Origin of the sequence: Streptomyces sp. CBMA156, from assembly GCF_014596515.1 — a bacterium.
Classification (GTDB): domain Bacteria; phylum Actinomycetota; class Actinomycetes; order Streptomycetales; family Streptomycetaceae; genus Kitasatospora.
Genome location: NZ_MSJQ01000407.1, coordinates 24,075 through 45,695, shown reverse-complemented (window position 1 = coordinate 45,695; position 21,621 = coordinate 24,075). Strand labels below are relative to the sequence as shown.

General features: G+C 72.9%; 20 protein-coding genes. 15 read left to right on the top strand and 5 right to left on the bottom strand.

Annotated features, from left to right (window positions below):
• The 5 genes from BU198_RS36355 to BU198_RS36335 form a co-directional block, all read left to right on the top strand.
• Positions 1 to 1,827: Pls/PosA family non-ribosomal peptide synthetase (locus BU198_RS36355; protein ID WP_317620474.1), on the top strand; the 1,827-nt coding region annotated here is incomplete at its 5' end.
• Between the two features lie 47 nt (positions 1,828 to 1,874).
• A complete protein-coding gene (locus BU198_RS36350) occupies positions 1,875 to 3,200 on the top strand; it encodes a M1 family metallopeptidase (protein ID WP_411293276.1) in 1,326 nt (441 codons plus the stop codon).
• Positions 3,201 to 3,337: 137 nt separating this feature from the next.
• Positions 3,338 to 4,717: a serine hydrolase domain-containing protein gene (locus BU198_RS36345; protein WP_188301076.1), complete on the top strand. Its 1,380-nt coding sequence runs from the start codon at positions 3,338 to 3,340 to the stop codon at positions 4,715 to 4,717.
• A 331-nt stretch (positions 4,718 to 5,048) separates the two neighbouring features.
• A complete protein-coding gene (locus tag BU198_RS36340) occupies positions 5,049 to 5,882 on the top strand; it encodes a GNAT family N-acetyltransferase (protein WP_188301070.1) in 834 nt (277 codons plus the stop codon).
• A complete protein-coding gene (locus tag BU198_RS36335; RefSeq protein WP_188301069.1) occupies positions 5,879 to 6,733 on the top strand; it encodes a lysophospholipid acyltransferase family protein in 855 nt (284 codons plus the stop codon). The genes BU198_RS36340 and BU198_RS36335 overlap by 4 nt, the downstream gene beginning before the upstream one ends.
• A 163-nt stretch (positions 6,734 to 6,896) precedes the next feature.
• On the opposite strand, the gene BU198_RS36330 is transcribed toward BU198_RS36335, so the two are convergent.
• Complete coding sequence (locus tag BU198_RS36330) at positions 6,897 to 8,450, bottom strand: MFS transporter (protein WP_223245411.1); 1,554 nt, start codon at positions 8,448 to 8,450, stop codon at positions 6,897 to 6,899.
• A 133-nt stretch (positions 8,451 to 8,583) separates the two neighbouring features.
• On the opposite strand from BU198_RS36330, the gene BU198_RS36325 reads away from it, so the two are divergent.
• The 4 genes from BU198_RS36325 (at position 8,584) to BU198_RS36310 (ending at position 13,244) form a co-directional block, all read left to right on the top strand.
• On the top strand, positions 8,584 to 9,282 hold the full coding sequence (locus tag BU198_RS36325) for a TetR/AcrR family transcriptional regulator (protein ID WP_188301067.1): 699 nt from the start codon (positions 8,584 to 8,586) through the stop codon (positions 9,280 to 9,282).
• A 146-nt stretch (positions 9,283 to 9,428) separates the two neighbouring features.
• On the top strand, positions 9,429 to 10,391 hold the full coding sequence (gene pip, locus BU198_RS36320) for a prolyl aminopeptidase (protein ID WP_188301066.1): 963 nt from the start codon (positions 9,429 to 9,431) through the stop codon (positions 10,389 to 10,391).
• Positions 10,392 to 10,488: 97 nt separating this feature from the next.
• Complete coding sequence (locus tag BU198_RS36315; RefSeq protein ID WP_188301065.1) at positions 10,489 to 11,487, top strand: YdcF family protein; 999 nt, start codon at positions 10,489 to 10,491, stop codon at positions 11,485 to 11,487.
• A 248-nt stretch (positions 11,488 to 11,735) separates the two neighbouring features.
• Positions 11,736 to 13,244 (top strand): alpha/beta hydrolase family esterase, encoded by a 1,509-nt coding sequence (locus BU198_RS36310; RefSeq protein WP_188301064.1) that lies wholly within the window; start codon positions 11,736 to 11,738, stop codon positions 13,242 to 13,244.
• A gap of 68 nt (positions 13,245 to 13,312) precedes the next feature.
• Here the strand turns inward: BU198_RS36310 and mca are convergent, their stop codons facing one another.
• A complete protein-coding gene (gene mca / locus BU198_RS36305) occupies positions 13,313 to 14,242 on the bottom strand; it encodes a mycothiol conjugate amidase Mca (RefSeq protein WP_317620473.1) in 930 nt (309 codons plus the stop codon).
• Positions 14,243 to 14,368: 126 nt separating this feature from the next.
• Here mca and BU198_RS36300 point away from each other — a divergent pair, with 126 nt between their 5' ends.
• From BU198_RS36300 to BU198_RS44375, 3 genes are all read left to right on the top strand, one after another.
• A complete protein-coding gene (locus BU198_RS36300) occupies positions 14,369 to 15,040 on the top strand; it encodes a TetR/AcrR family transcriptional regulator (protein WP_188301062.1) in 672 nt (223 codons plus the stop codon).
• Positions 15,041 to 15,223: 183 nt separating this feature from the next.
• Entirely contained in the window at positions 15,224 to 15,904 is a 681-nt protein-coding gene (locus tag BU198_RS36295; protein WP_188301061.1) for a hypothetical protein, read from the top strand.
• A gap of 21 nt (positions 15,905 to 15,925) precedes the next feature.
• Positions 15,926 to 16,309, top strand: coding sequence for a Tn3 family transposase (locus BU198_RS44375; protein ID WP_188301060.1), 384 nt, complete (start codon positions 15,926 to 15,928; stop codon positions 16,307 to 16,309).
• A 168-nt stretch (positions 16,310 to 16,477) separates the two neighbouring features.
• On the opposite strand, the gene BU198_RS44065 is transcribed toward BU198_RS44375, so the two are convergent.
• From BU198_RS44065 to BU198_RS44060, 3 genes are all read right to left on the bottom strand, one after another.
• Positions 16,478 to 17,203: a hypothetical protein gene (locus BU198_RS44065; RefSeq protein ID WP_317620472.1), complete on the bottom strand. Its 726-nt coding sequence runs from the start codon at positions 17,201 to 17,203 to the stop codon at positions 16,478 to 16,480.
• Between the two features lie 136 nt (positions 17,204 to 17,339).
• Positions 17,340 to 17,549 (bottom strand): hypothetical protein, encoded by a 210-nt coding sequence (locus tag BU198_RS36280; protein ID WP_188301059.1) that lies wholly within the window; start codon positions 17,547 to 17,549, stop codon positions 17,340 to 17,342.
• A gap of 259 nt (positions 17,550 to 17,808) precedes the next feature.
• Positions 17,809 to 18,390 carry a TetR family transcriptional regulator gene (locus tag BU198_RS44060; protein ID WP_317620471.1) on the bottom strand — a complete coding sequence of 194 codons (582 nt, stop codon included), beginning with the start codon at positions 18,388 to 18,390 and terminating at the stop codon, positions 17,809 to 17,811.
• 91 nt (positions 18,391 to 18,481) lie between these two features.
• On the opposite strand from BU198_RS44060, the gene BU198_RS36270 reads away from it, so the two are divergent.
• The 3 genes from BU198_RS36270 to BU198_RS36260 all read left to right on the top strand — a co-directional run bounded on the left by BU198_RS36270 (position 18,482) and on the right by BU198_RS36260 (position 21,346).
• Complete coding sequence (locus tag BU198_RS36270) at positions 18,482 to 19,282, top strand: SDR family NAD(P)-dependent oxidoreductase (protein ID WP_188301058.1); 801 nt, start codon at positions 18,482 to 18,484, stop codon at positions 19,280 to 19,282.
• Between the two features lie 245 nt (positions 19,283 to 19,527).
• Entirely contained in the window at positions 19,528 to 20,073 is a 546-nt protein-coding gene (locus BU198_RS36265) for a hypothetical protein (RefSeq protein WP_188301057.1), read from the top strand.
• Positions 20,074 to 20,128: 55 nt separating this feature from the next.
• Positions 20,129 to 21,346, top strand: coding sequence for a hypothetical protein (locus BU198_RS36260; protein ID WP_188301056.1), 1,218 nt, complete (start codon positions 20,129 to 20,131; stop codon positions 21,344 to 21,346).
• The last annotated feature ends 275 nt before the right edge of the window (positions 21,347 to 21,621 follow it).

The window sequence follows — 21,621 nt, the reverse complement described above, 5'->3', positions numbered from 1 at the left end:
GTCCACCTGCGGCTGTGGACCGCCGAGCGGCTCGCCGAGCTGAGCGGCGCGGACTCGCTGTCCGGCGCCTGGCTGCTGCGCTACGCCCGGGCGCTGGGCGCCAAGGTCGCGCCCGACGTGGACCTGCACTCGCTGCCGCCGGTCACCGGGATGCTGAAGCTGGGCCGCGGCTGCGCGGTCGAGGCCGAGGTGGACCTGTGCGGCTACTGGCTGGACGGCGACCGGCTGCTGATCGGCCAGGTCAAGATCGGCTCCGGTGCCGTGGTCGGCACCCGTTCGACGCTGCTGCCCGGCGCCCGGGTCGGCAAGCGCGCCCAGGTGGCGGCCGGCTCCAGCGTCGTCGGCCAGGTGCCGACCGGCCAGCGCTGGGGCGGCGCCCCCGCCGTCAAGCTGGGCCGTGCCGAGCGCGTCTGGCCCAAGGAGCGCCCGGAGCGCCAGGCCCGCTGGGCCGCGCTGTACGGCGCCAGCGGCGGCATCCTCGGCCTGCTCCCGGTGCCGCCCGCGCTCGCCGCGCTCGCCGTGCTGTCCCGGTTCGTCGACCAGGGCGCCGCCCTCGGCCCGGCGCTCGGCGGCGCGCTGCTCGGCCTACTGCCGGCGACGCTGGCGTTCGGTGCGGTGTACGCGGCGCAGCTGGTGGTGCTGGTGCGGCTGCTGAGCGTCGGCCTGGTGCCCGGCACCCACCCGCTGCACGGCCGGGTGGGCTGGCAGGCGTGGACCGTCACCCAGCTGATGGACCGGGCCCGCGAGGTGCTGTTCCCGCTCTACGCCGGACTGGTCACGCCGCTGTGGCTGCGCGCCCTCGGGATGCGGGTCGGCCGGGGCGCGGAGGTGTCCACGGTGCTGGCGCTGCCCAGCCTGACCACGGTCGGCGACGGCGCGTTCCTGGCCGACGACACCCTGATGGCCCCGTACGAGCTGGGCGGCGGCTGGGTGCGGCTCGGTGAGGCGAAGGTCGGCGAGCGGGCGTTCCTGGGGAACTCGGGGATGACCGCGCCGGGCCGCTCGGTGCCCAAGCGCGGCCTGGTGGGTGTGCTGTCGGCGACGCCGGCGAAGGCGAAGAAGGGCGGCTCGTACCTGGGCATGCCGCCGATGCGGCTGCCGCGCTCGGCGGACCAGGCCGACCAGAGCCTGACCTACGAGCCGCCGGCCCGGCTGCTGTGGGCCCGCGGGCTGGTCGAGGTGGGCCGGCTGGTGCCGGTGCTTGCCTCGGCGGCGCTGGGCCTGCTGACCGTGGCGGCGATGTCCTGGCTGGCGGCCGGTTCGCCGCTGACCGCCGCCCTGCTGTCCGGCCTGGTGCTGCTGGCGGCCGGCGCCGTGGCCTGCCTGGTCTCGGTGGCGGCGAAGTGGCTGCTGGTCGGCCGGTTCCGGGCGGTGGAGCACCCGCTGTGGAGCGGCTTCGTGTGGCGCAACGAGCTGGCGGACACCTTCGTGGAGATGCTGGCGGTGCCGTGGCTGGTCGGCGCGGTGCCCGGCACCCCGGTGCTGAACCTGTGGCTGCGCTCGCTCGGCGCGCACGTCGGGCACGGGGTCTGGTGCGAGAGCTACTGGCTGCCGGAGGCCGACCTGGTCACCCTCGGCGACGGGGTCACCATCAACCGGGGCTGTGTGGTGCAGACGCACCTCTTCCACGACCGGATCATGCGGATGGATACTGTGGTCCTCCGCGAGGGCGCCACCCTGGGCCCGGGCGGCATCGTGCTGCCCGGCAGCACGGTGGGCGCGCGCAGCACGCTGGGCCCGGCCTCGCTGGTGATGCGCGCCGAGTCCGTCCCCGACGACACGCGGTGGCTGGGCAACCCGATCGAGGCGTGGCAGACCACGTCGTGACCACCTCCCCGACCCCCCGTCCCGGCCCGCAGGAAGTGCACGTCCCCGTGAAGTCCAAGCACGCCCCCGTGACCGCCGGCGCCCCTGACCCGTACTTCCCGGACAGCGGCGACCACCGCTACCGGGTCCACCGCTACGAGCTGGCGCTGGACTACCGGCCCGGGCCCAACCGGCTGGCCGGCTCGGCCCGGCTGAGCGCGGTGGCGGACGCGGCGCTGTCGGAGTTCGCGCTCGACCTGGCCGAGTTCCGGATCGGGCGGGTGCTGGTCGACGGCCGGGCCGCCCGCTACGCCCACCGCGGCGGCAAGCTGCGGATCCGCCCGGCCAGGGCGCTCGCGCCGGGCGCGGCGTTCACCGTCGAGGTGCACTACACCGGCAACCCGCGCCCGGTGCGCAGCCCGTGGGGCGGCCTGGGCTGGGAGGAGCTGACCGAGGGCGCGCTGGTGGCGAGCCAGCCGGTCGGCGCGCCGTCCTGGTTCCCGTGCAACGACCGGCCCGCCGACAAGGCGACCTACCAGCTGGCGGTCACCACGCCGTCCCCGTTCACCGTGGTCGCGAGCGGCCGGCTGCTGACCCGCACCACCAGGGCGTCCAGCACCACCTGGGTGTACGAGCAGAGCGCGCCGACCCCGACGTACCTGGTGACGGTGTCGATCGGGCACTACCGGCCGGTGCCGCTGGCGGTGCGCCCGGCCGTGCCGCAGACCGGGTACGTGCCGGAGCCGCTGGCCGCCGCGTTCGCCCGGGACTTCGCCCGGCAGCCGGAGATGGCGGCGTACTTCGGCGAGGTCTTCGGCCCCTACCCGTTCGGCGAGTACGCGGTGGTGGTCGCGGACGAGGAGCTGGACGTCCCGGTGGAGGCGCAGGGCGTCGCCACCTTCGGCACCAACCACCTCGGCGGCGGCTGGGAGCGCGAGCGGCTGATCGCGCACGAGCTGGCCCACCAGTGGTTCGGCAACAGCGTCACGATCGCCGACTGGCGTCACATCTGGCTCAACGAGGGCTTCGCCAAGTACGCGGAGTGGCTCTGGTCCGAGCACTCCGGCGGCCCGGGCGCCGCCGTGCACGCCGCCGCCGCGCACCGGCTGCTGGCCGGGCTGCCGCAGGACCTGCGGCTCGGCGACCCGGGCCGGAAGCTGATGTTCGACGACCGGCTGTACCAGCGTGGCGGGCTCGTGGTGCACGCGCTGCGGCGGGCGCTCGGTGACGACGCGTTCTTCGCGATGCTGCGGGACTGGACGAGCGCCAACCGGCACGGGGTGGTCGCCACCGCCGACCTGCGAGCGCACGCCGCCCGGTACACCACGACCCCGCTCGGCCCGCTCTTCGAGGCGTGGCTGGAGCGGCCGGAGCTGCCGCCGTTGGCGGGCTGAGCGTTCCGCCCGGGGCCGGGTGTCCGGTCGGCTCCGGGCCCAGGTGTCCGGTCGGCTCCGGGGCACGGTTATTCACTCGGGCCCGGGGCCGGGCTGGGCTACTGTCCGTAGACATGTCGACGAGTCCGCAGGCCCACATGACCGACCTTCCCAACGAGCTGCTGCCCGCCACCCGCCGAGCCCTGCTGCACCGGCTCGCCGTCGCCCAGGCCGAGGGCCGCACACCCTCGATGACCGCCGGGGTGCTGCGCGACGGGCAGCCGGTGTGGAGCGGCGCCCGCAGCATGGTCGACGGGCACGCGCCGACCCCGGACATCCAGTACCGGATCGGCTCGCTCACCAAGACCTTCGTCGCGGTGCTGGTGCTGCGGCTGCGCGACGAGGGCCTGCTGGACCTCGCCGACCCGCTCTCCCGCCACCTGCCCGGTACCCCGGCCGACGACGCGACCGTCGCCCAACTGCTCTCGCACTCCGCCGGCCTGGCCGCCGAGACCCCGGCGCCCTGGTGGGAGCGGAGCGAGGGCACGCTGCGGCCCGCCCTCGACGACCTCCTGGAGGCCGGACAGCCGCTGGTGCACCCGGCCGGGCGGGTGCACCACTACTCCAACCCCGGCTACGCGCTGCTCGGCGCGCTGGTGGCGAAGCTGCGCGGCGAGCCCTGGGGCGAGGCGCTGCGCCGCGAGGTGCTGGCCCCGCTCGGCATGGACCGCACCACGCTGCTGCCCGAGCACCCGCACGCCGGGGGCTTCGCCGTCCACCCGTGGGCCGACGTGCTGCTGCCCGAGCCGCTCACCGACACCGGTCTGATGGGCCCGGCCGGCCAACTCTGGTCCACCGTCGCCGACCTGGCCCGCTGGGCGGCCTTCCTGGCGGCCGGCGACGACAAGGTGCTGTCCGCCGACACCATCGCCGAGATGCGCCGCCCGGCCGTCGCCCCGGACGACGCCGAGTGGACCACCGGCTACGGCCTCGGTCTGCAACTGCGCCGCCACGAGGGCCGGTTGCTGTACGGGCACACCGGCTCGATGCCCGGCTTCACGGCGGGCCTGTGGATCAGCGAGGCCGACGGCCTGGCCGCGTACGCGCTCTCCAACGCCACCAGCGGCGCCAGCGCCGCGACGCTGGCCGCCCAGTTGATCGCGCTCACCGCCGAGCACGAGCCCCGGCTGCCCGAACCGTGGCGTCCGGCGGCCGAGGCGGACCCGGAACTGCTGGAGCTCACCGGCCCCTGGTACTGGGGCGCCGCGCCGACCGCCCTGCGGCTGCGGCCCGGACGGGTCCTGGAGCTGACCCCGCTCACCGGTGGGGGCCGGGGCTCGCGCTTCCGTCCCGGGCCGGACGGTACCTGGACCGGTACGGAGAACTACTACGCGGGCGAGACCCTGCGGGTGGTCCGCCACCCCGACGGCACGGTCAGCCATCTCGACGTCGGCTCCTTCGTCTACACCCGTGAGCCGTACGGCCCGGCCGACGCCGTCCCCGGCGGGGTGGACCCGGAGGGCTGGCGGGCCTTCTGAGCCGCGCGTCCCGACGAGTCGGTCATCCCCATGAGTGGGCCGCCCCGACCGTGATGGCCCGGGGGCGTGCGGCGGAGTCCGTACGCCCCCTCGGTGCGTCTTGTCCACCCCCGGCACACGAGCGCCTGATGCCCGGCAGATGACCGGCGGACCACGGGTGGTCCCATTCAACAGGTGCACATCTGCGCTCCTCCGGGCCGCAACATGAATGCCAACCGACTCGGAGAGACATACGGGGACCGGTTCGCGTCCATTCCCAACCGCCTGCGAACCGGGACGGTGCCCTGGTGATCCACGGCACCGCCGATCGTGCTGCCCTGGAGGGTCCGCCATGACCACCGTCCCCACGTACGCTCCGTCCGCAGTCGCCCCCACCCACGACATCCCGGCGGTCCCCGCGCCTCGCCCCCGGCCCGTCGCCCCGGCCGCCTACACCGTCTCCCTCGCCCGCGACGAGGACGACGTGCGTGCCGCCCAGCGGCTGCGCCACCAGGTCTTCGGCGCCGAGATGGGCGCCGTGCTGCACAGCCCGGTCGCCGGCCTGGACGTCGACCCCTTCGACGAGTACTGCGACCACCTGCTGGTCCGCGAGGGCGAGCACGGCGCCGTGATCGGCACCTACCGGCTGCTGCGTCCCGAGGCCGCCCGCCGGGCCGGCCGACTCTACTCCGACGGCGAGTTCGACCTCTCCGCGCTGGCCCCGGTCCGCCCCGGCCTGGTCGAGCTCGGACGCTCCTGCATCCACCCGGACCACCGCGGCAACGGCGCCGTCATCAACCTGATGTGGGGCGGCATCGCACGCTACCTCGCCGACACCGGCAACACCTGGGTCGGCGGCTGCTGCTCGATCGGGCTGGAGGACGGCGGCGCGACCGCGGCGCGGGTCTGGGACTCCGTCAGCGCCAAGCACCTCGCACCGGCGGAGTTCCGGGTCACCCCGCGCCACCGCTGGGACGCCACCGGGGTGCCGCGCGCCGAGCGGGGCGCGCTGCCGGCCCTGCTCCGCGGCTACCTGCGACTGGGCGCCTGGGTCTGCGGCGAGCCCGCCCACGACCCGGACTTCGACTGCGCCGACCTGTACGTGCTGCTGTCGCTGGAGCGCACCGACCCGCGCTACCTGCGGCACTTCCTGTCCGGCGTACCCGCCTCGGGCGCCTCGTCATGAGTGTCTGGCTGCCCACGGCGACCTGCCGGCCCGAGGTCTGCCTGGCCGAGGCCGCGCCGGAGGTCTCCCACCCCCGGCGGGCGCTGCGACTGACGGCCTGTCTGGTGGTGGTGCTGGCCGGCCTGGTGCTCAGCCTTCCGGTCCGGCTGTTCCCGTACCGCTCCAGGAACGGGCTGATCCGGCTCTGGGCGCGGGCACTGCTGCACACCCTCGGGGTGACCGTCCACCTCGCCGGGCCTCCCGACGACGGCATGGACGGCCGGGCGGGCGACGGTGCGGACGGCCGGGCGGGCGGCCGCGGGGTGCTCGTGGTGGCCAACCACGTGTCCTGGCTGGACATACCGCTGCTCGCCGTCGGCCGTCCCGGCCGGTCGCTGGCCAAGACCGAGGTCCGGCAGTGGCCGGTGCTCGGCCCGCTGGTCGCCTGGGGCGGCACCGTCTTCCTGGACCGCGACCGGCTGCGGACGCTGCCGGACACGGTGGCGGCGGTGGCCCGGGTGCTGCGCGCCGGGTACCCGGTGATCGTCTTTCCGGAGGGGTCGACCTGGTGCGGGCGGGAGAGCGGCCGCTTCCGGCCCGCGCTGTTCCAGGCCGCGGTGGAGGCGGAGGCCGACGTCCAGCCGGTGACCATCCGCTACCGGCTGGCGGACGGGCGGCCGACCAGTGTCCCCGCCTTCATCGGGGACGACGGGCTGCTCACCTCGCTCGCCAGGGTGGTCGCGGCGCGCGGGCTGGTCGCCGACGTGACCTTCCTGACGCCGATCCCGCCGCCGGGCCCGCAGCCCACCCGGGCCGGTGCCCGGCGCGAACTGGCCCGTGCGGCGCAGGCGGCGGTCGAGGGCATCCACTGACGAGCCACCGGTGAGCGTGCGGCACGGGCCACCGGTGCGGCGACGACCCGACGGCAGGCCCGATGGTCAGTCCGATGATCGGCCTGGCGATGAGTCCGGCGATCGGTCCGGCGATCGGTCGAACGGTCGGTCAGGCGGAGCGGGCCCCGGCCGGCTCCGCCGGTCACGGACGGACGGCCTCCTGCGGGGCGACCGGGCCTGCGACCTCCGGCGGGACGACCGGACGGGCCCGGCCGAGCAGGACGGCGACCAGGCCGGCGGTCCCCGCGAGCGCGACCGCCCCGCAGCGCACCGCGAGGTGGATGCCGTCGACGAAGGCGCCGTCCACTGCCGCCTGGAGCGGTCCCGAGAGTGTCGTGGCCGCGCCTCCGTGCGCCGCCCCGGTGGGCACGTCCGCGATCGGGCCGACCGCGTCCGGCGGTACGCCGAGCCGGTGCAGGGCAGCTGTCAGGGAGTCGGTCAGCCGGCCGGTCAGGACGGCGCCCAGTACGGCGATCCCGAGCACACCTCCGAGTTCGCGCAGGGTGTTGACGGCCGCCGAGGCCATCCCGGTCCGGGCCGGGGAGACCCGCTGCATCACCCCGATCGACACCGGCGTGAACGTCAGCCCCATGCCGAGGCCCATCGCGAACAGCGTCCAGAGGTACTCGGGGTAGCGGGCGTGGTCGCCGTACAGCGACAGCCCGCCGAGGCCGGCCGCGCAGAGGAGGAGGCCGAGCACCAGTGGCAGCCGGGGCCCGTGGCGGGCGGTCAGCCGGCCGGAGAGCGGCGCGGCGACCACCAGCATCGCGGTCATCGGCAGTCCGGCGTAGCCCGCGGCGGCCGGGGACCAGCCGAGGGTGCCCTGCATCATCAGCGGCAGGAAGAACAGCGCGCCGAACATCCCGAAGCTGACCATGAACCCGCTGAGCAGCGCGCCGCCCAGCATCCCGTCGCGGAACAGCCGGAGCTCCAGCATCGGCTCGGCCAGGCGCAGTTCGAGCATCACGAAGGCGAGCAGCAGCACGCCGGCCGCGGCGCCGCAGCCGAGCACCCGGGGGTCGGTCCAACCCCGGGACGGGCCTTCGACCAGCGCGTAGACCAGCAGGCCCAGTCCGGGGGCGGACAGGGCGAGGCCACCCAGGTCGATCCGGCGGGCGCGCGGCGGGATGTCCGGGAGCACCCGGGCGGCGAGCAGCAGTCCGACGGCGCCGATCGGCACGTTGATCCAGAACACGCTGGCCCAGCCGAGGTGTTCGACCATCGGGCCGCCGACCACGGGGCCGACCGAGAGGCCGAGCGCGGAGACCCCGGACCAGGTGGCGATGGCCTTGGCCCGCTCGCCCTCGTCGGTGAAGACGTGCCGCAGCAGGGCGAGGCTGCCCGGGGTGAGCAGCGCGGCACCGACGCCCTGGAGCATCCGGGCACCGACCAGCACGCCGATCGTCCCGGCGAGCGCGGCCACGGTGGAGCCGACCGTGAACAGGGCGAGCCCGAGGCGGAACACCCGGGTGCGGCCGTACCGGTCGCCGAGCGCGCCGCCGGTCAGCACGAAGGCGGCGTAGACCAGGCTGTAGCCCTCGGCGACCCATTGCAGCCCGCTGATTCCGGCGTCCAGCTCCTGGCCGATGCGGGGCAGGGCGTTGTTGACGATGACGTTGTCCAGCATGGACATGAACATGGTGACGCAGAGCGTGAGCAGCGCGAGCCGTCGGCGACGGGCGCTCGATTCGCCCATGGTTTCCCTCCCGGTCATGAGTCCCTAACACCGTTAGGGATCGTGCGGCAGCCAGAGTGCACCTAACGGTGTTAGATTGCAAACGGAAACCAAGCGGGAATCCCCCCACACCGCCGGAGGCGTCCGCACAGTCATGCCGCAGAACCACACCGGCACGCCCGGGAACGACGACGCGACACCAGCCCTGACCAGGGAGGCCCTCGCCCAGGCCGCACTGCGGGTGCTGGAACGGGACGGCCTCGCCGGACTGTCCATGCGCAAGGTCGCCGCCGAGGTCGGCGTCAAGGCGGCCTCGCTGTACTGGCACGTCCGCAACAAGCAGGAGCTGCTCGACCTGCTCACCGACGCGGTGATGGGCTCCGCCGAGCCCCCGCCGCGCGAGGGCGGCTGGCGCGAGCAGTTCCACGCGTACTGCCTGCGCTACCGTCGGCTGCTGCTCGACAACCGGGACGCGGCCAAGGTCGTCGCCGGCCGCCTCGCCCCCGGGCCCAACCTGCTCGGACTGATGGAGGACCAGCTGGACCGGCTCCGCGCGGCCGGCTTCTCCGACGCCGACGCCGCCATGGCCAGTTACCTGCTGGGTGCCTTCGTCCAGGGCTTCGTGCTCCAGGAGCAGTCGCCGATCTCGGCCTCCGAGGTGCTCGGCACCAGCCGCCGGGACATCGCCGACGCCGCCGGGGACCTTTTCCGCGCCCTGCCCGTCGAGACCTTCCCCAACCTCGTCGACCTGGCCGACGACCTCACCGAACCGGACATGGACACCCGCTTCGAGTTCGGCGTGCACCGGATCCTCGACGGCCTCGCGGCCCTGCTGCCGCCCGAGCGGCGCTGACCGGACTCCCCGGCGCCGGCTCCCCGACCCCAGCCACCCGACCCGCGGGAGGGCTCCGGCCGCTGCCGCCTGCGGGCCGAACTCCAGCCCCCGGCCACGGGGTAGGCTCACCGGGCCCTGCCCGTACGACCACGGAGGAGTCACCGATGCCCGAGCCGTACCCCCTCTACGAACCCTACGCACAGGGCCTGTTGGACGTCGGCGACGGGCAGCTGATCCACTGGAACGCCTCCGGCAACCCGGCGGGCAAGCCGGCCGTGGTGGTGCACGGCGGGCCCGGCTCCGGCCACAACCCGTCCTCCCGGCGGTACTTCGACCCGGCGCGCTACCACCTCGTCCAGTTCGACCAGCGCGGCTGCGGGCTCAGCCGCCCGCCGGCCGCCGACCCGTCGACCGGCCTGGAGCACAACACCACCGCGCACCTGATCGCCGACATGGAGCGACTGCGCGAGCACCTCGGCATCGACAAGTGGCTGCTGTACGGCGGCTCGTGGGGATCCACGCTGATCCTCGCGTACGCACAGGCCCACCCGGAACGGGTCTCCGAGATCGTGATCTGCGGGGTCACCATGACCCGACCCGAGGAGACCGACTGGCTCTACCGGGGGGTAGGCCGCTTCCTGCCCGGGCCCTGGGAGGCGTTCCGGGACTTCCTCCCGGCCGCCGACCGGGACAGGGACACCTTCGAACTGCTCGCCGCCTACAGCCGACTGCTCAACAGCGCAGACGACTCGGTCCGGTACGCCGCCGCCCAGGCCTGGGCCACCTGGGAAGACGCGGTCATCTCGCACGAGACGCTGGGCAAGCCCAACGCGTACACCGACCGCCCCTCCGAGGCGCTGATGACCTTCACCCGGATCACCGCACACTACTTCTCACACCAGGCCTTCCTGCCGGACGGTCAGCTGCTGCGCGACGCCGGACGGCTGGCCGGCATCCCCGGTGAGCTGATCCACGGCCGACTGGACCTCGGCGGACCGGTCCACACCGCCTGGCAGCTGGCCAGGGCCTGGCCGGACGCCCGCCTGACGGTCATCGACGAGTCCGGGCACACCGGGAGCCCGCGGATGGGCGACGCAGTCCTGGCCGCGATCGAACGCTTCGCCTGAGTTCCGTCGGAGTTCCGCATGAGCCGCGCCGGGCCCCGAGGGCGGCTGGTCCGTTCGTACGAATGGTCCAGACCGAGGAAGGCCTACCATACGACCCATGATCGCCTATGCCCCAGCCGCCCTGTTCTTCCTGTTGTTCGGAATCGGGGTACTGCGCGACCGTCGCCAGTTCAGCAACGCCGTCCTGCTCGGCATCGCCGTCTCCCTGCTCTCCCTCGCCCTGCTCGCCGAACTCCGCAAGGCGCCCAGCATGGTGGTCATGATCGTGGCGGCGGTCATCGTTCTCCTCCCCGCCGTCGGCACGGCGGCCCTGGTCTGGTTCCTGCTCGCCAACGGCCTGACCATGATCCGCAAGGAGGGCAGGCGGCCCGCCAACCTGCTGTCGCTGCTCGCCGGGCTGGGCATCCTCGGGGTCATCGCACTGCTGGTCGCCGCTATCGCCCTCCAGTCAAGGCAGTTGGCCGCCCTGGCGGGCACCGCGGTCCTGGTCGTCGGCTACGTCTCCTTCCTGTTCACCTGCTTCGTCGGCTACGCCTTCCTGTACGGCCGCCACCGACCGCGCCGGGACGTGGACTTCGTGGTCGTGCTCGGCTCCGGACTCGTCGGCGGCGAGCGCGTTCCGCCCCTGCTGGCCAGCCGGCTGAACCGGGGCCGCGAGGTGTACGAGCGGCAGGCCGCACGCGGCAACCCGCCGGTAATGATCACCTCGGGCGGCCAGGGGCCGGACGAGAAGCTGCCGGAGTCCCACGCGATGGCCGACTACCTGGTCGAACGCGGTTTCCCGACGGAGCACATCGAGCGGGAGGACTGCTCGCGCACGACCGAGGAGAACCTCCTCTTCAGCAAGGCCATCATGGAACAGGCCAAGCCGGGCTACCGATGCGTCGTGGTCACCAACAACTTCCACGCCTTCAGGGCCGCACTGCTCGCCCGGGAGACCGGTGTCAACGGACACGTCTTCGGCTCGCCCACCGCCCGTTACTACTGGCCGAGCGCCACCATCCGCGAGTTCGCCGCGATCTTCCTGTCGCACAAGCTGGTCAACTTCGGGATCTGCGGCTTCATCGCCCTCTGCGGAGTGCTCGCGGCCCTCTGAACCACCCCAGGAGTCCCCGGGCAAGCCCCGGTCGCCACCGCGGCCGGGGCCGGGGCCCGCCCGTATCCGGTGCATGGTGCGACGACCGGTCGGGCCACCGGGCGGGGCGGCAGGACTGCTCAGGACGTATGGCGGCCCGCGCCATGCCGGGGCGGCGGACCTCGGATGACCGCCACATGGCCGCGCGGCACCGGGCGGGCCACGCTGCACGGGAACGGCCCCCACTCCTCCCCCACATAGGAGTCCCCATGCCACTGCGCCCCGCCGTCGCGGCGCTGCTCACGGCCGCCGCCCTCGCGGTCGGCACCGCCACCGCCGCACCCGGCTCGGCTGCCGCCTCCCCCAGGGCGACCTCGGCGTCCGCGTCCACACCGACGAACGTTGCCGCCACCGCCGACCCCACGACCGGGAGCTTCCGCCAGGTCACCGGGTTCGGCACCAATCCGGGCAACCTCGCGATGTACACGTACACCCCCGCCGGGCTGCCCAGCGGCGCTCCCCTGGTGGTCGCGCTGCACGGCTGCGTCCAGAGCGCCACCGACTACTACCGCAACTCCGGCTGGACCAAGTTCGCCGACCAGTACGGCTTCACGGTGGTGTTCCCGCAGACCAGCAACGCCAACAACAGCCTCTCCTGCTTCAGTTGGTTCGACACGAACAAGGCCGCCAGGGGCGTCGGCGAGGCCAAGTCGGTGGTCGAGATGGTCACCAAGGCCGAGTCCCTGTACGGCTCGGACGCCCGCCGGGTGTTCGTCACCGGACTCTCCGCCGGTGGCGGGATGGCCGCCGACCTGCTGGCCGACTACCCCGACGTGTTCGCCGGCGGGGCGATCGACTCCGGCCTGCCCGCCCACTGCGCCACCACCCAGGCCGCCGCCTCCGGCTGCCAGAACTCCGACCAGGGGCTCACCCCGGCGCAGTGGGGCGCCAAGGTCCGATCCGCGTACCCGGGTTACACCGGGCCGTGGCCCAAGGTCGCGATCTGGCAGGGCAGTGCCGACACCGTGGTCAGACCGGTGAACGCGACCGAGCTGCGCGACCAGTGGACGAACGTCCAGGGCATCGGGCGTCAGCCGACCGGCACCCGGAGCCTTCCCGGGGGCACCACGCAGGAGTTCTACGCCGACGCGGCCGGACAGCCCGTCGTGACCGTGTTCACGGTCAGCGGGATGGGGCACGGCCTGGCCGTCCACCCGGGCTCCGGAGCCGACCAGTGCGGGGCGACCGGCGCCTACTTCCTCGACACCGTCTGCTCCAGCTACCACACCGCCCGGTTCTGGGGACTGGACGACGGCTCCGGCCCCACCGGTCCCGGACTGCCGGCTCCGACCGGACTGACCGCGACCGCGACCACCCCGGGCTCGATCAGCCTCGGCTGGCAGGCCGTCAGCGGCGCGGCCTCGTACCAGGTCCTCCGCGACGGCGCTGAGGTCGGCAGCCCGACCGGCACGGCCTTCACCGACACCGGACTCGCCGCCGGCACCGCCTACGGCTACACCGTGGCGGCGGTCGACGCGTCGGGTGCCGTCGGCTCCCGGTCGGCGGCCGTGACGGCGACCACCCAGAGCGGCGGCACACCCCAGTGCTTCACCGCCAGCAACTACGACCAGGTCCTGGCCGGCCGCGCCACCCGGAGCGGCGGCCTGACCTACGCGCTCGGGTCCGGCCAGAGCATGGGGCTCTGGAACACCTTCGTCACCCACACCCTGAAGCAGACCGGCCCCGGCTACTACGTACTCGCCGACGGCCAGTGCTGAGCGGGCGACAGCCGAGACGGCGCCGAGCAGCACGGCGAGAACCCACGCCGCCACGCCTGCCGTGATGCTCATCCCGCCCCCGCCCCCGCCCCCGCCCGGAGCCCGGCGAACAGGTCGGTCTCGGCCCCACCGGCCTCCGTCAGCCCACCGGCGTCGGTCGGCCCACCGGCCCCTGACACCGAGGTCCGGGCCAGGTGGTAGTCCTCGGTCGGCCAGACCTCGCGCTCGATGTCCCGCGAGTGGGCCATGAAGGCCACGCCCGGCTGAACCTGGGTGGCGTGCGCGAGCATCGCCGCGTCCCGTACGGCGAACTGCTCGGCGCAGGCCACCCGGGTGGTGGTGGCCAGGGCGGGCGGGGTGTCGGGCCAGCCGGCGAGCAGCTCCCCCATCCCCGAAGGGGCACCCCGTTCCGTCATGGCCTCGTGCAGGGCCAGGAACCAGGCCCGGGACAGCGCCAGGTGGTAGTAGAGCTTGGACACCTGCCAGGGCTCGCCCAGCCCCGGATGGCGCTCCGGGTCCGCGGCGGCCTCGAAGGCCGCCACGGTGACCCGGTGGGTCATCACGTGGTCCGGGTGGGGGTAGCCACCCGTCTCGTCGTAGGTCACCACCACCTGCGGGCGGAACTCCCGGATCAGCGCGACCAGCGGCTCCGCCGCGGTCTCCACCGGCCGGACGGCGAAACAGCCCTCGGGGAGCGGTTCGCCCAGCCCTGGCATCCCGGAGTCGACGAAGCCGAGGAACCGCTGGCGCACACCGAGGATCTCCCGGGCGGCCGCCATCTCCTCGCGCCGGATCCGCGCGATGTCGGCCCGGACCTCGGGCCGGTCCATGGCCGGGTTGAGCACCGAGCCGCGCTCGCCGCCGGTGCAGGTGGCGACCAGGACGTCGACGCCCTCGGCCGCGTACCGGGCAAGGGTCGCCGCGCCCTTGCTGGACTCGTCGTCGGGGTGGGCGTGCACGCTGAGCAGGCGCAGGCCACCGGAGTGACTGGTGAACACGGATACCTCCCACGGTGGGTGATCGGGTGACGGAACTGCGGTCACGGAGAAACTTAGGACGGAGCCACAGATTGGGTCAAGCATAATTACTGTGCCCGACCCAGCGAACTGCGCTACGCTCCTGCCATGACCGACACCGGGACCACCGCGAACCCGACTCCGCCCCCGACGCCGAACCTGCGCGAGCTCAACAAACGCCGCACCCGTGAGGCGATCTCGCACACCGCGACCAGGCTCTTCATCGAGCAGGGCTTCGACCGGACCACCATCGCCGAGGTCGCGGCCGCCGCGGGCGTCGCCAAGATGACCGTCACCAACCACTTCCCGCGCAAGGAAGACCTCTTCTTCGACCTCTACGAGGAGCTCGTCGACCGGCTCGCCGGGACGGTCGCCGGGCGCGCGCCGGGCGAGTCCGCACTGGCCGCACTGCGCCGCGACTGCCTCGCCGGGATCGACCGGCACGACGCCGGGCTCGGCTTCGCCGGACCGGCCTTCGCCCGCACCGTCTTCGACAGCCCCGCCCTGGCCGCCCGGCTCCGCGAGCTGCACGAGCAGGGCGAGACGGCACTCGCCGAGGCGCTGGCCGAGGCGGTGCACGAGATACCCGTCGGCTTCGAGTGCCGGGTCGCCGCCGCGCTGCTCGCCGCCGTCGACCGGGCGGTGTTCGCCGAGGTGTTCCGCCGCACCCTGGCCGGCGAGGAGCACGCCGCGATCGCCGCCGCGGTGCGCCCCTCGGCGGTGCAGGCCTACGACCGCCTGGAGGGCGCCCTGGGAAGCTTCGCCGTCCGAACGTCCTAGAACAAGCCCCGGAGCCCCATGCCGTACCCCGCACCGCAGCACCAGAACACCGCCGGCCTCGGTACTGGTGGGCTCGCGTATTCAACCGTCGCGAGTTGCCCCATCTCGTTCCGGTATTGCTACTGATCGTGACAGCCTTGGGGGGAGATTCTGGATGTCAGGGGCATCCGGTTGTATGAGTACGTGACTGTCTATGACGTAGCTCGCCGGCTCCCTTCCATCGCTGACCTGCGGAACCTGTGCCGCTCGTTGGCGATGCTCGATGCGATCTTGAGCCCGGACTGGGAGGGCCGGTACTACTCCTTCAACGCCGGCTGGGCTGACGGCGAGGAGATGGCATCGATGCGCAACGGCTCGGGGGACGAGTACTCCATCGTGTTCTCGGCGGCCGGGGCCTATATCCGTGGCTTCGACCACGAAGCACCGATGAGCCCATACGGCAACGACGGCGAGCCCTGGCCGGGAGTGATCGACGAGGTTCCGGGAGCCTTCAAGCCCTTCGTCGAGGAGCCCGCGTTCACCGATGAGGACGACGTGCCCGTCGTGACGGCCTGTCTGTGGCGGGAGGCGACGGACGATCGGTGGCGGCACGGCGTGATCGACTTCCCCGCCGGGTGTTCCGACCCCGATGGGGCGGCGGGCCTGTTCGAGCTCCTGGTCGACCGTTCGCCGGAGGCGTTCCAGCGCTTCGCCGAGGACTACTACGAGGTTTCCGTGGACCTGGAAGCGGTGCGCGATGCATATGCCTTGCGACCGCTGAGCCATGAGCTCGTGTCGTCGCTGAACCCGGAGGTCACCCTCGCAGACCTGGCCGAGGACATCGCCGAGATCGGTTACCCGCAGCTGGTCCAGGATGTGATCTGAGCTTCAACCGTCGGTGAGTCGGTGGGGAGCCCAGCCGGATGGCGACCGGAGGCGGTCGCCTGCGGCGTATCGGCTTCAGGTCCCTCCGCTCTCTCCGAGGAGGAGGCTGGTGGTCGCGTCGTCGTAGCCAAAGGCGTCCGCGACGACGGGGGCCGCCGCAACGACGTCATCGACTTCGACCTGATTGAGCCCCAGTTCCGGCACCTGATGCGGGTGGCCGTCTCCATACGCGAGGGCGCCATCTCCGCGCTGCTGCTGTGGTGCCTGCAGGCCGGCTCCCGCGAGAACGCCACCTGCACCGCGTTCCGCGAAGTCCGCCGGGTCATGGGGGTTGGGACTGGTAGGCGCGCATGTCGAGGTGTCGCGTGTTCACTGCCGGGCCGTGGTGGATGTCGCGCTCGGTAGTTGTGGCTAGCGTGAGGGAACCCAGACCGGCGCGGTCGAAGTCGCGACTCCGAGGTCGTCCAGGGTGGAGTCCTCGCCTGACAGTGCCAGCAGGAGGAACCTGGCCATGCCCATGTCGTAGCGGTGCCAGCCGTCGGGGAATTCGCCTCGCAGCCACACCACGACGGGTCAGCGGTCCGGGTCGTCCCCTTCGGTGAGCCAGAAGCAGTGGTCTCCGTAGTAGTTGCTCGCCCAGCACAGCAGGCCGCCGGGCTCGGGGTAGACGGGGTACGGGCAGAGGTCGGGCGAGTCCTCCCGCATCTGCTTGAACGCGGCCCCGGTGTCGTTGATCAGCTCGTTGACCTTGCGGGAGAGAGCACCGACGCCGATGGGTCGGCCTGGAAGCGGCCGCGGAGTCACGACGCCGAGTTCTCCCCGTAGCTCGCCAGGACCGAAGAGGTCGACGAATGCTCGGTAGTCGGCGGGGAACCGGATTCCGGCGACATCCTGGGCCAGGTCCCACGGAAGCAGTGGCTCGGCGGTTGCCGGGTCCAGGCCGGCGAGTCGCGCGAGCCCGACAACGTCCGGCCGCGGGACGCTGTGGTGCACTGTCCGTCCCCGGAAGTCGCGTCGGGCGATCCACAGGATGAGGTCTCGCGCGATCTTCTCGGCGCTGGTCTCCGTGGCCACAACGTGTTCCCGACAGGACGGATCACGCAGGACGACCTCGTAGCCGCCTTCGTCCTCCAACGCGACCGAGGCGTACCAGGAAGGCTCGTCCTCTCCGGTTTGGAGGATCACGAACGTGTTCTCCGTGTTGTCGAGCCCGCTGAGCAGAGTGCGTACGGCAGCTTCGGACGGGTCGTCGAGACGTACGCCTTCCTCGTTCTCGGCGTGACAGAAGTCGGCGGCCAAGCGCCCCTCCCCGGGTAGCGTTTCGGCAGGTCCGTCAGTGCAGTCTGACGTATCCGGCTGACAGTGCCGTTGCCGAGGGCCAGGTTCCAGCACGTGGTTCAGAGCGTCGTCTTCGGAGTGGTTGGCGTCTGCGGTGTCACCGTTCGTGGTCGCCTGGGGCGTATCGGCTCCAGGTTCCGCCGGCCTTGGTGACGAGACGGTTGGTGGTCCTGTCGTGGTAGCCGAGGGCCCGGGCGATCACGGGTGCGGGGGCTTGGAGGACCAGTTGGCGGATTGCTGAGGTTCTGCCGCGCTGGACGGTAGCTCCGGCGGCTCGGATCTGGTCGATCAGGCTGGTCGGGTTCATTGGAAGCCCGGGCTGCCGACCGGGGAAAAGCCAGGCCGAGCTGCGGCTGCTGGCGCGGGCGCAGGACGTGGTCGATGGTGCGGCGGGCGAGCGCCCAGTGCCCGGGGTCCGGGTGGTGTCAGGGCCGGACGGTACTCCTCGAGTCACATCCTTCTTTGCGGGACGCGGCACGCTGACCGCGTTGATCGGGCAGCGGCCGGCGAGGAGGCCCGGACACCGCCCTTCCGCGAGCGACGCGATCGCGGCGCCGAGATCACTCTCAGCCGTCGATGAGCCGCTGGACGGCGTCGCCGTAGTGCGCGACCAGCGCCGTCCGGTCGGCGGAGACGAGCATCTCGTCCTCCACCACGTGCAGGGAGGTGAGGAGCCCGCCGATCTGGGCGGCGATCAGATGGGCGCGCAGTTCGGCGTCCTCGCCGGCGAGGCGGGGGGCGAGCGGATCGGCGAAGGCCCGCTCGATCGTGGTCCGCAGGCTGCGCTGGACCTCGGCACGGTCGGAGGCCCGGAACAGGGCGGCGAGGGAGGCGACGGCCAGCGAGCCCGCGGTCGAGGAGGACAGGTCCACCACATGAGCGACCAGTGCCCGGCCCATGCCGTCCAGCGGGCCCTGGAGGATCCTGGCGGCCGGTAGGTCGACGCTCATCGCCTCGACGAAGAGCCGCTCCTTTGATCCGAAGTACCGGATCACCAGTGCGGCGTCCACTCCGGCCCGCGCGGCGACCGCGCGGATGCCCACGGCGCCGAAGCCGTCCCGGTTGAACAGTTCCCGCGCCGCGTCGTGGATGGCCTGTCTGGTCAGGGCCGAGGACCGGCGCGGCCGGGGGGTTGGTGACTCGCTCACGCCGGGTTCTCCTTCACTCGTCGAAGAAGTCATCATAGATGACTTACCCTTGTCATCAATGATGACCAACGGCTCGACGAGGAGTGGAACCATGGACCGACTCAAGGACAAGACCGCGCTGATCACCGGCGCCGGCAGTGGGATCGGCCGCGCCGCGGCCGAGCTGATGAGCCTCGAGGGGGCCGCCGTGGTGGTCGCCGACCACCACCCGGCCGCCGCCGAGGAGACCGCGCGTCTGGTGGAGGCGGCCGGCGGCCGTGCCCTGCCGGTGACCGTCGACGTCACCGACGACGCCTCGACGGCTGCCGCCGTCGCGGCCGCCGTGCGTGAGTTCGGCGGACTGGACGTGCTCTGCAACCACGTGGGCGGCAGCGACCCCCGCAAGGACCTCGACCTGCTCCGGCTCGACCTTGACGAGTTCGACCGCGCCGTCGCCCTCAACATGCGCAGCACCCTGCTCGGCACCCGGCACGCGCTGCCGCACCTCATCGCGGCGGGCGGCGGGTCGATCATCAACACCGCCTCGGTGGCCGGCCTGGTCGGCGACGTCGTCCAGATCTCCTACGGCGCCGTGAAGGCCGCCGTCGTCAACCTCACCAAGTCGATCGCCGTGCAGTACGGCCCGCAGGGCGTGCGCTGCAACGCGGTGGCCCCCGGGGCCGTCATGACGCCCGCCCTGCGGGACAACCTGCCTGCCGAGGTCGTCGAGTCGCTCCTGGCCTGCAACGCCCTGCCGTATCTGGGCTCCCCCGAGGACATCGGCCACGCGATGGTGTTCCTGGCCTCCGACGAGTCGCGTTACCTGACCGGGCAGCTCCTGGTGATCGACGGCGGGATGACCGTGCAGTCCCCCGCCGCGCCCGGCCGGCGCGCCATGCTCCCGGCCGCCTGAGCCCCGCCCGGCGCGTCCGCCGGCCAGGGACGGGCCGACGGGCAGGGCCGGGGACGGGTACGGGCCTGCGGGCCGCACGGCGGCGCTACGGCGTGCGGACGTTCACCGATCTCGCGATCACCGCTTCTGGAGGCACCCGTCGCACGCGCCCTGGGCATGCGCGATGGACCGTCCGGCCCTGCCCAAGACCGTCCGCGGGCCGGGCGAACGGCCCCGCCCCTATCGCAGCCCTGTGAGAAGTACTGATGAGCACGATCAAGACCGCCGACGTGGCCCTCGCCGCGCTGACCGCCCTCGCTCCGGGTGCCGCCCCGGCCATGGCGGCGGGCGACCGCGACCAGGCCCCGCTGGTGCCCGAGGCCTGCAACGCCAGCGGCGGCACCTTCCACTGCGGCGGCGACTACGGCGACGGCACCGAGCAGCTGTTCGTCATCGGCACCGACTTCGACGTGTGGACCGGCTGGTTCCCGCCGAAGGGCGGGCAGGCCCCGTGGATGTCTCTCGGCGGCGATCACGACTTCGTCGACAAGGTGAAGATCAACAACAAGAAGGGCGACGCGTTCACGATCGGTGCAAGGTCCTTCACCATCGGGGCCGGCCTGTACCGCGACCGCAGCGCCGACGGCAGGCAGGGCTTCTGTTGGCCCTGGGCGTGCCACGAGGCTGACACGTCCGCACTGCCCGAGCGGCCGGATGACCCTCGCAGGGCCGGCGAGAGCCCCGGAGCGGCCGTGCGGGGGACTCCTGTATCGGACGGGGCCACACCACACCGTGCCGACCGCCCCGTGTGAGCCGGTGCCGGCGGCGGCCCCTATGGTGCCTCATGTCCCGTACCAGGAGGATCACATGAGCTTTGCCGAGAGCGTGGCGGTACCGGTCACCGACCGGTGGGGGCCGTGGCTCACCTACGCGGACGCCCTGACCGCGGCAGGTGACCCACGGGGAGAGGCGGTCCGTCTGGAACACCTCCACGACACCGGCGGCGCGAAGGGCACCACCGCCGACCCCGGCGCCGCGTACGTGCGCGTGGAACAGGACCTCGGCCTCGACCGCCTGCGCGCCGACGGTTCCTGGCAGTTCACCTGGTCGCGCGGCTTCGTCGACACGGCCGTCTTCCGGCCCGCGGCGGAGACCGCGTCCCGGCGCGGCGCCCTGGTGGAACGGCTCCTGGCGGACCTGCCCCACACCTGGACGTACGATCCGGCCGACGCCGAGCAGTGGGAGGCCGCGCTGATCGACGTCCTGCTGTCCCACCCGGCGACCCGCCTGTTGGGCGAACTGGAGCTGCACCTCACCGACTACCACCACTCCGCCGAACGCGCCGCGGTCGCTCTGTCCCGCCGCTCCTGGCCCCGGCTCGAAGCCCTGCACTTCGGGCACGACTTCGACCTGCTCCTGGAACTCCACACGACCTCGACCGGCAACCGGGTCGACCCCGAGACGTACCTGAACGACCCGGTGGTGCCCAAGCCGGTGGAACGGGCACTGTGGGCTTCGCTGCCCGCGCTGCGCAACCTGGCCCTCGAAGGCGCGTACCTGTTCGACGACCTGGAACACGACGCCCTGACGCATCTGCGGACCCGAGGGTCCGTCTTCGCCGACGGCTCCCTGTTCGACTTCTCCACACCGGCCCTCGTCTCGCTGGAGGTGGTGTCCGACCACGACGTCCACGGCACCGTGGCTTCGAACGCCCAGCTGGAAGCGCTCGACGCGGCCAGGTTCCCCCGGCTGCGGAGCCTGGACCTGAGCGAAGCGGAGTTCGAGGCCGACGAGGCCGGCCACTTCGTCGTCCTCGCGGAGAGCTCGCTCCTCCCCCAACTGAAGTACCTGAGCATCCGGGACCTGGTGATCGAGGACACGGACGAGGACCGGACCCCGCTGGCCGTTCTGGCCGACCTGGCTCCCCGGTTCGCCCACCTCGACTTCCACGTGTGGGGCGACATCGACGTCGAAGGAGCGGACGGCGAGGACGTCGAACTCATCCTCTCCGCCCACGGCTTGAGTCAGTACGCCGACAGCAGCGACACGGGCGATGACACGGGTGACGACACCGGCACCGGTTGAGCGACGGCGCGCGACGTCGGCACCCCGGGGCAGGCCACCGGCCGACTCGCCGTGAACGACTTCGCCCGGAGGCCGAACCCGGTCACTTCGCGCCGGGCCCTGAGACCTGCCCGCCGGGCGAAAAGAGGGTGCGGGTATGGAGCTGTCCTGGGACCTGCTGCACCCCGTCAGGACATCGCCCGGCTCTCCCCGCTCAAGCACCGCAACCTGACCTCCTCGGCCGCTTCAGCTTCACCGCCGGCGTCCCGGCCGCCGGCGCCCTGCCTCCGCTTCGG

Bases quoted from the DNA above. Each gene is read 5' to 3' on its own strand.
- BU198_RS36310 (WP_188301064.1), top strand. From the start codon at position 11,736: ATGCCACTGCGCCCCGCCGTCGCGGCGCTGCTCACGGCCGCCGCCCTC.
- pip (WP_188301066.1), top strand. From the start codon at position 9,429: ATGCCCGAGCCGTACCCCCTCTACGAACCCTACGCACAGGGCCTGTTG.
- BU198_RS36270 (WP_188301058.1), top strand. From the start codon at position 18,482: ATGGACCGACTCAAGGACAAGACCGCGCTGATCACCGGCGCCGGCAGT.
- BU198_RS36260 (WP_188301056.1), top strand. From the start codon at position 20,129: ATGAGCTTTGCCGAGAGCGTGGCGGTACCGGTCACCGACCGGTGGGGG.
- BU198_RS36315 (WP_188301065.1), top strand. From the start codon at position 10,489: ATGATCGCCTATGCCCCAGCCGCCCTGTTCTTCCTGTTGTTCGGAATC.
- BU198_RS36335 (WP_188301069.1), top strand. From the start codon at position 5,879: ATGAGTGTCTGGCTGCCCACGGCGACCTGCCGGCCCGAGGTCTGCCTG.
- BU198_RS36330 (WP_223245411.1), bottom strand. From the start codon at position 8,450: ATGGGCGAATCGAGCGCCCGTCGCCGACGGCTCGCGCTGCTCACGCTC.
- BU198_RS36340 (WP_188301070.1), top strand. From the start codon at position 5,049: ATGACCACCGTCCCCACGTACGCTCCGTCCGCAGTCGCCCCCACCCAC.
- BU198_RS36280 (WP_188301059.1), bottom strand. From the start codon at position 17,549: ATGAACCCGACCAGCCTGATCGACCAGATCCGAGCCGCCGGAGCTACC.
- BU198_RS36265 (WP_188301057.1), top strand. From the start codon at position 19,528: ATGAGCACGATCAAGACCGCCGACGTGGCCCTCGCCGCGCTGACCGCC.
- BU198_RS36345 (WP_188301076.1), top strand. From the start codon at position 3,338: ATGACCGACCTTCCCAACGAGCTGCTGCCCGCCACCCGCCGAGCCCTG.
- BU198_RS36325 (WP_188301067.1), top strand. From the start codon at position 8,584: ATGCCGCAGAACCACACCGGCACGCCCGGGAACGACGACGCGACACCA.
- BU198_RS36300 (WP_188301062.1), top strand. From the start codon at position 14,369: ATGACCGACACCGGGACCACCGCGAACCCGACTCCGCCCCCGACGCCG.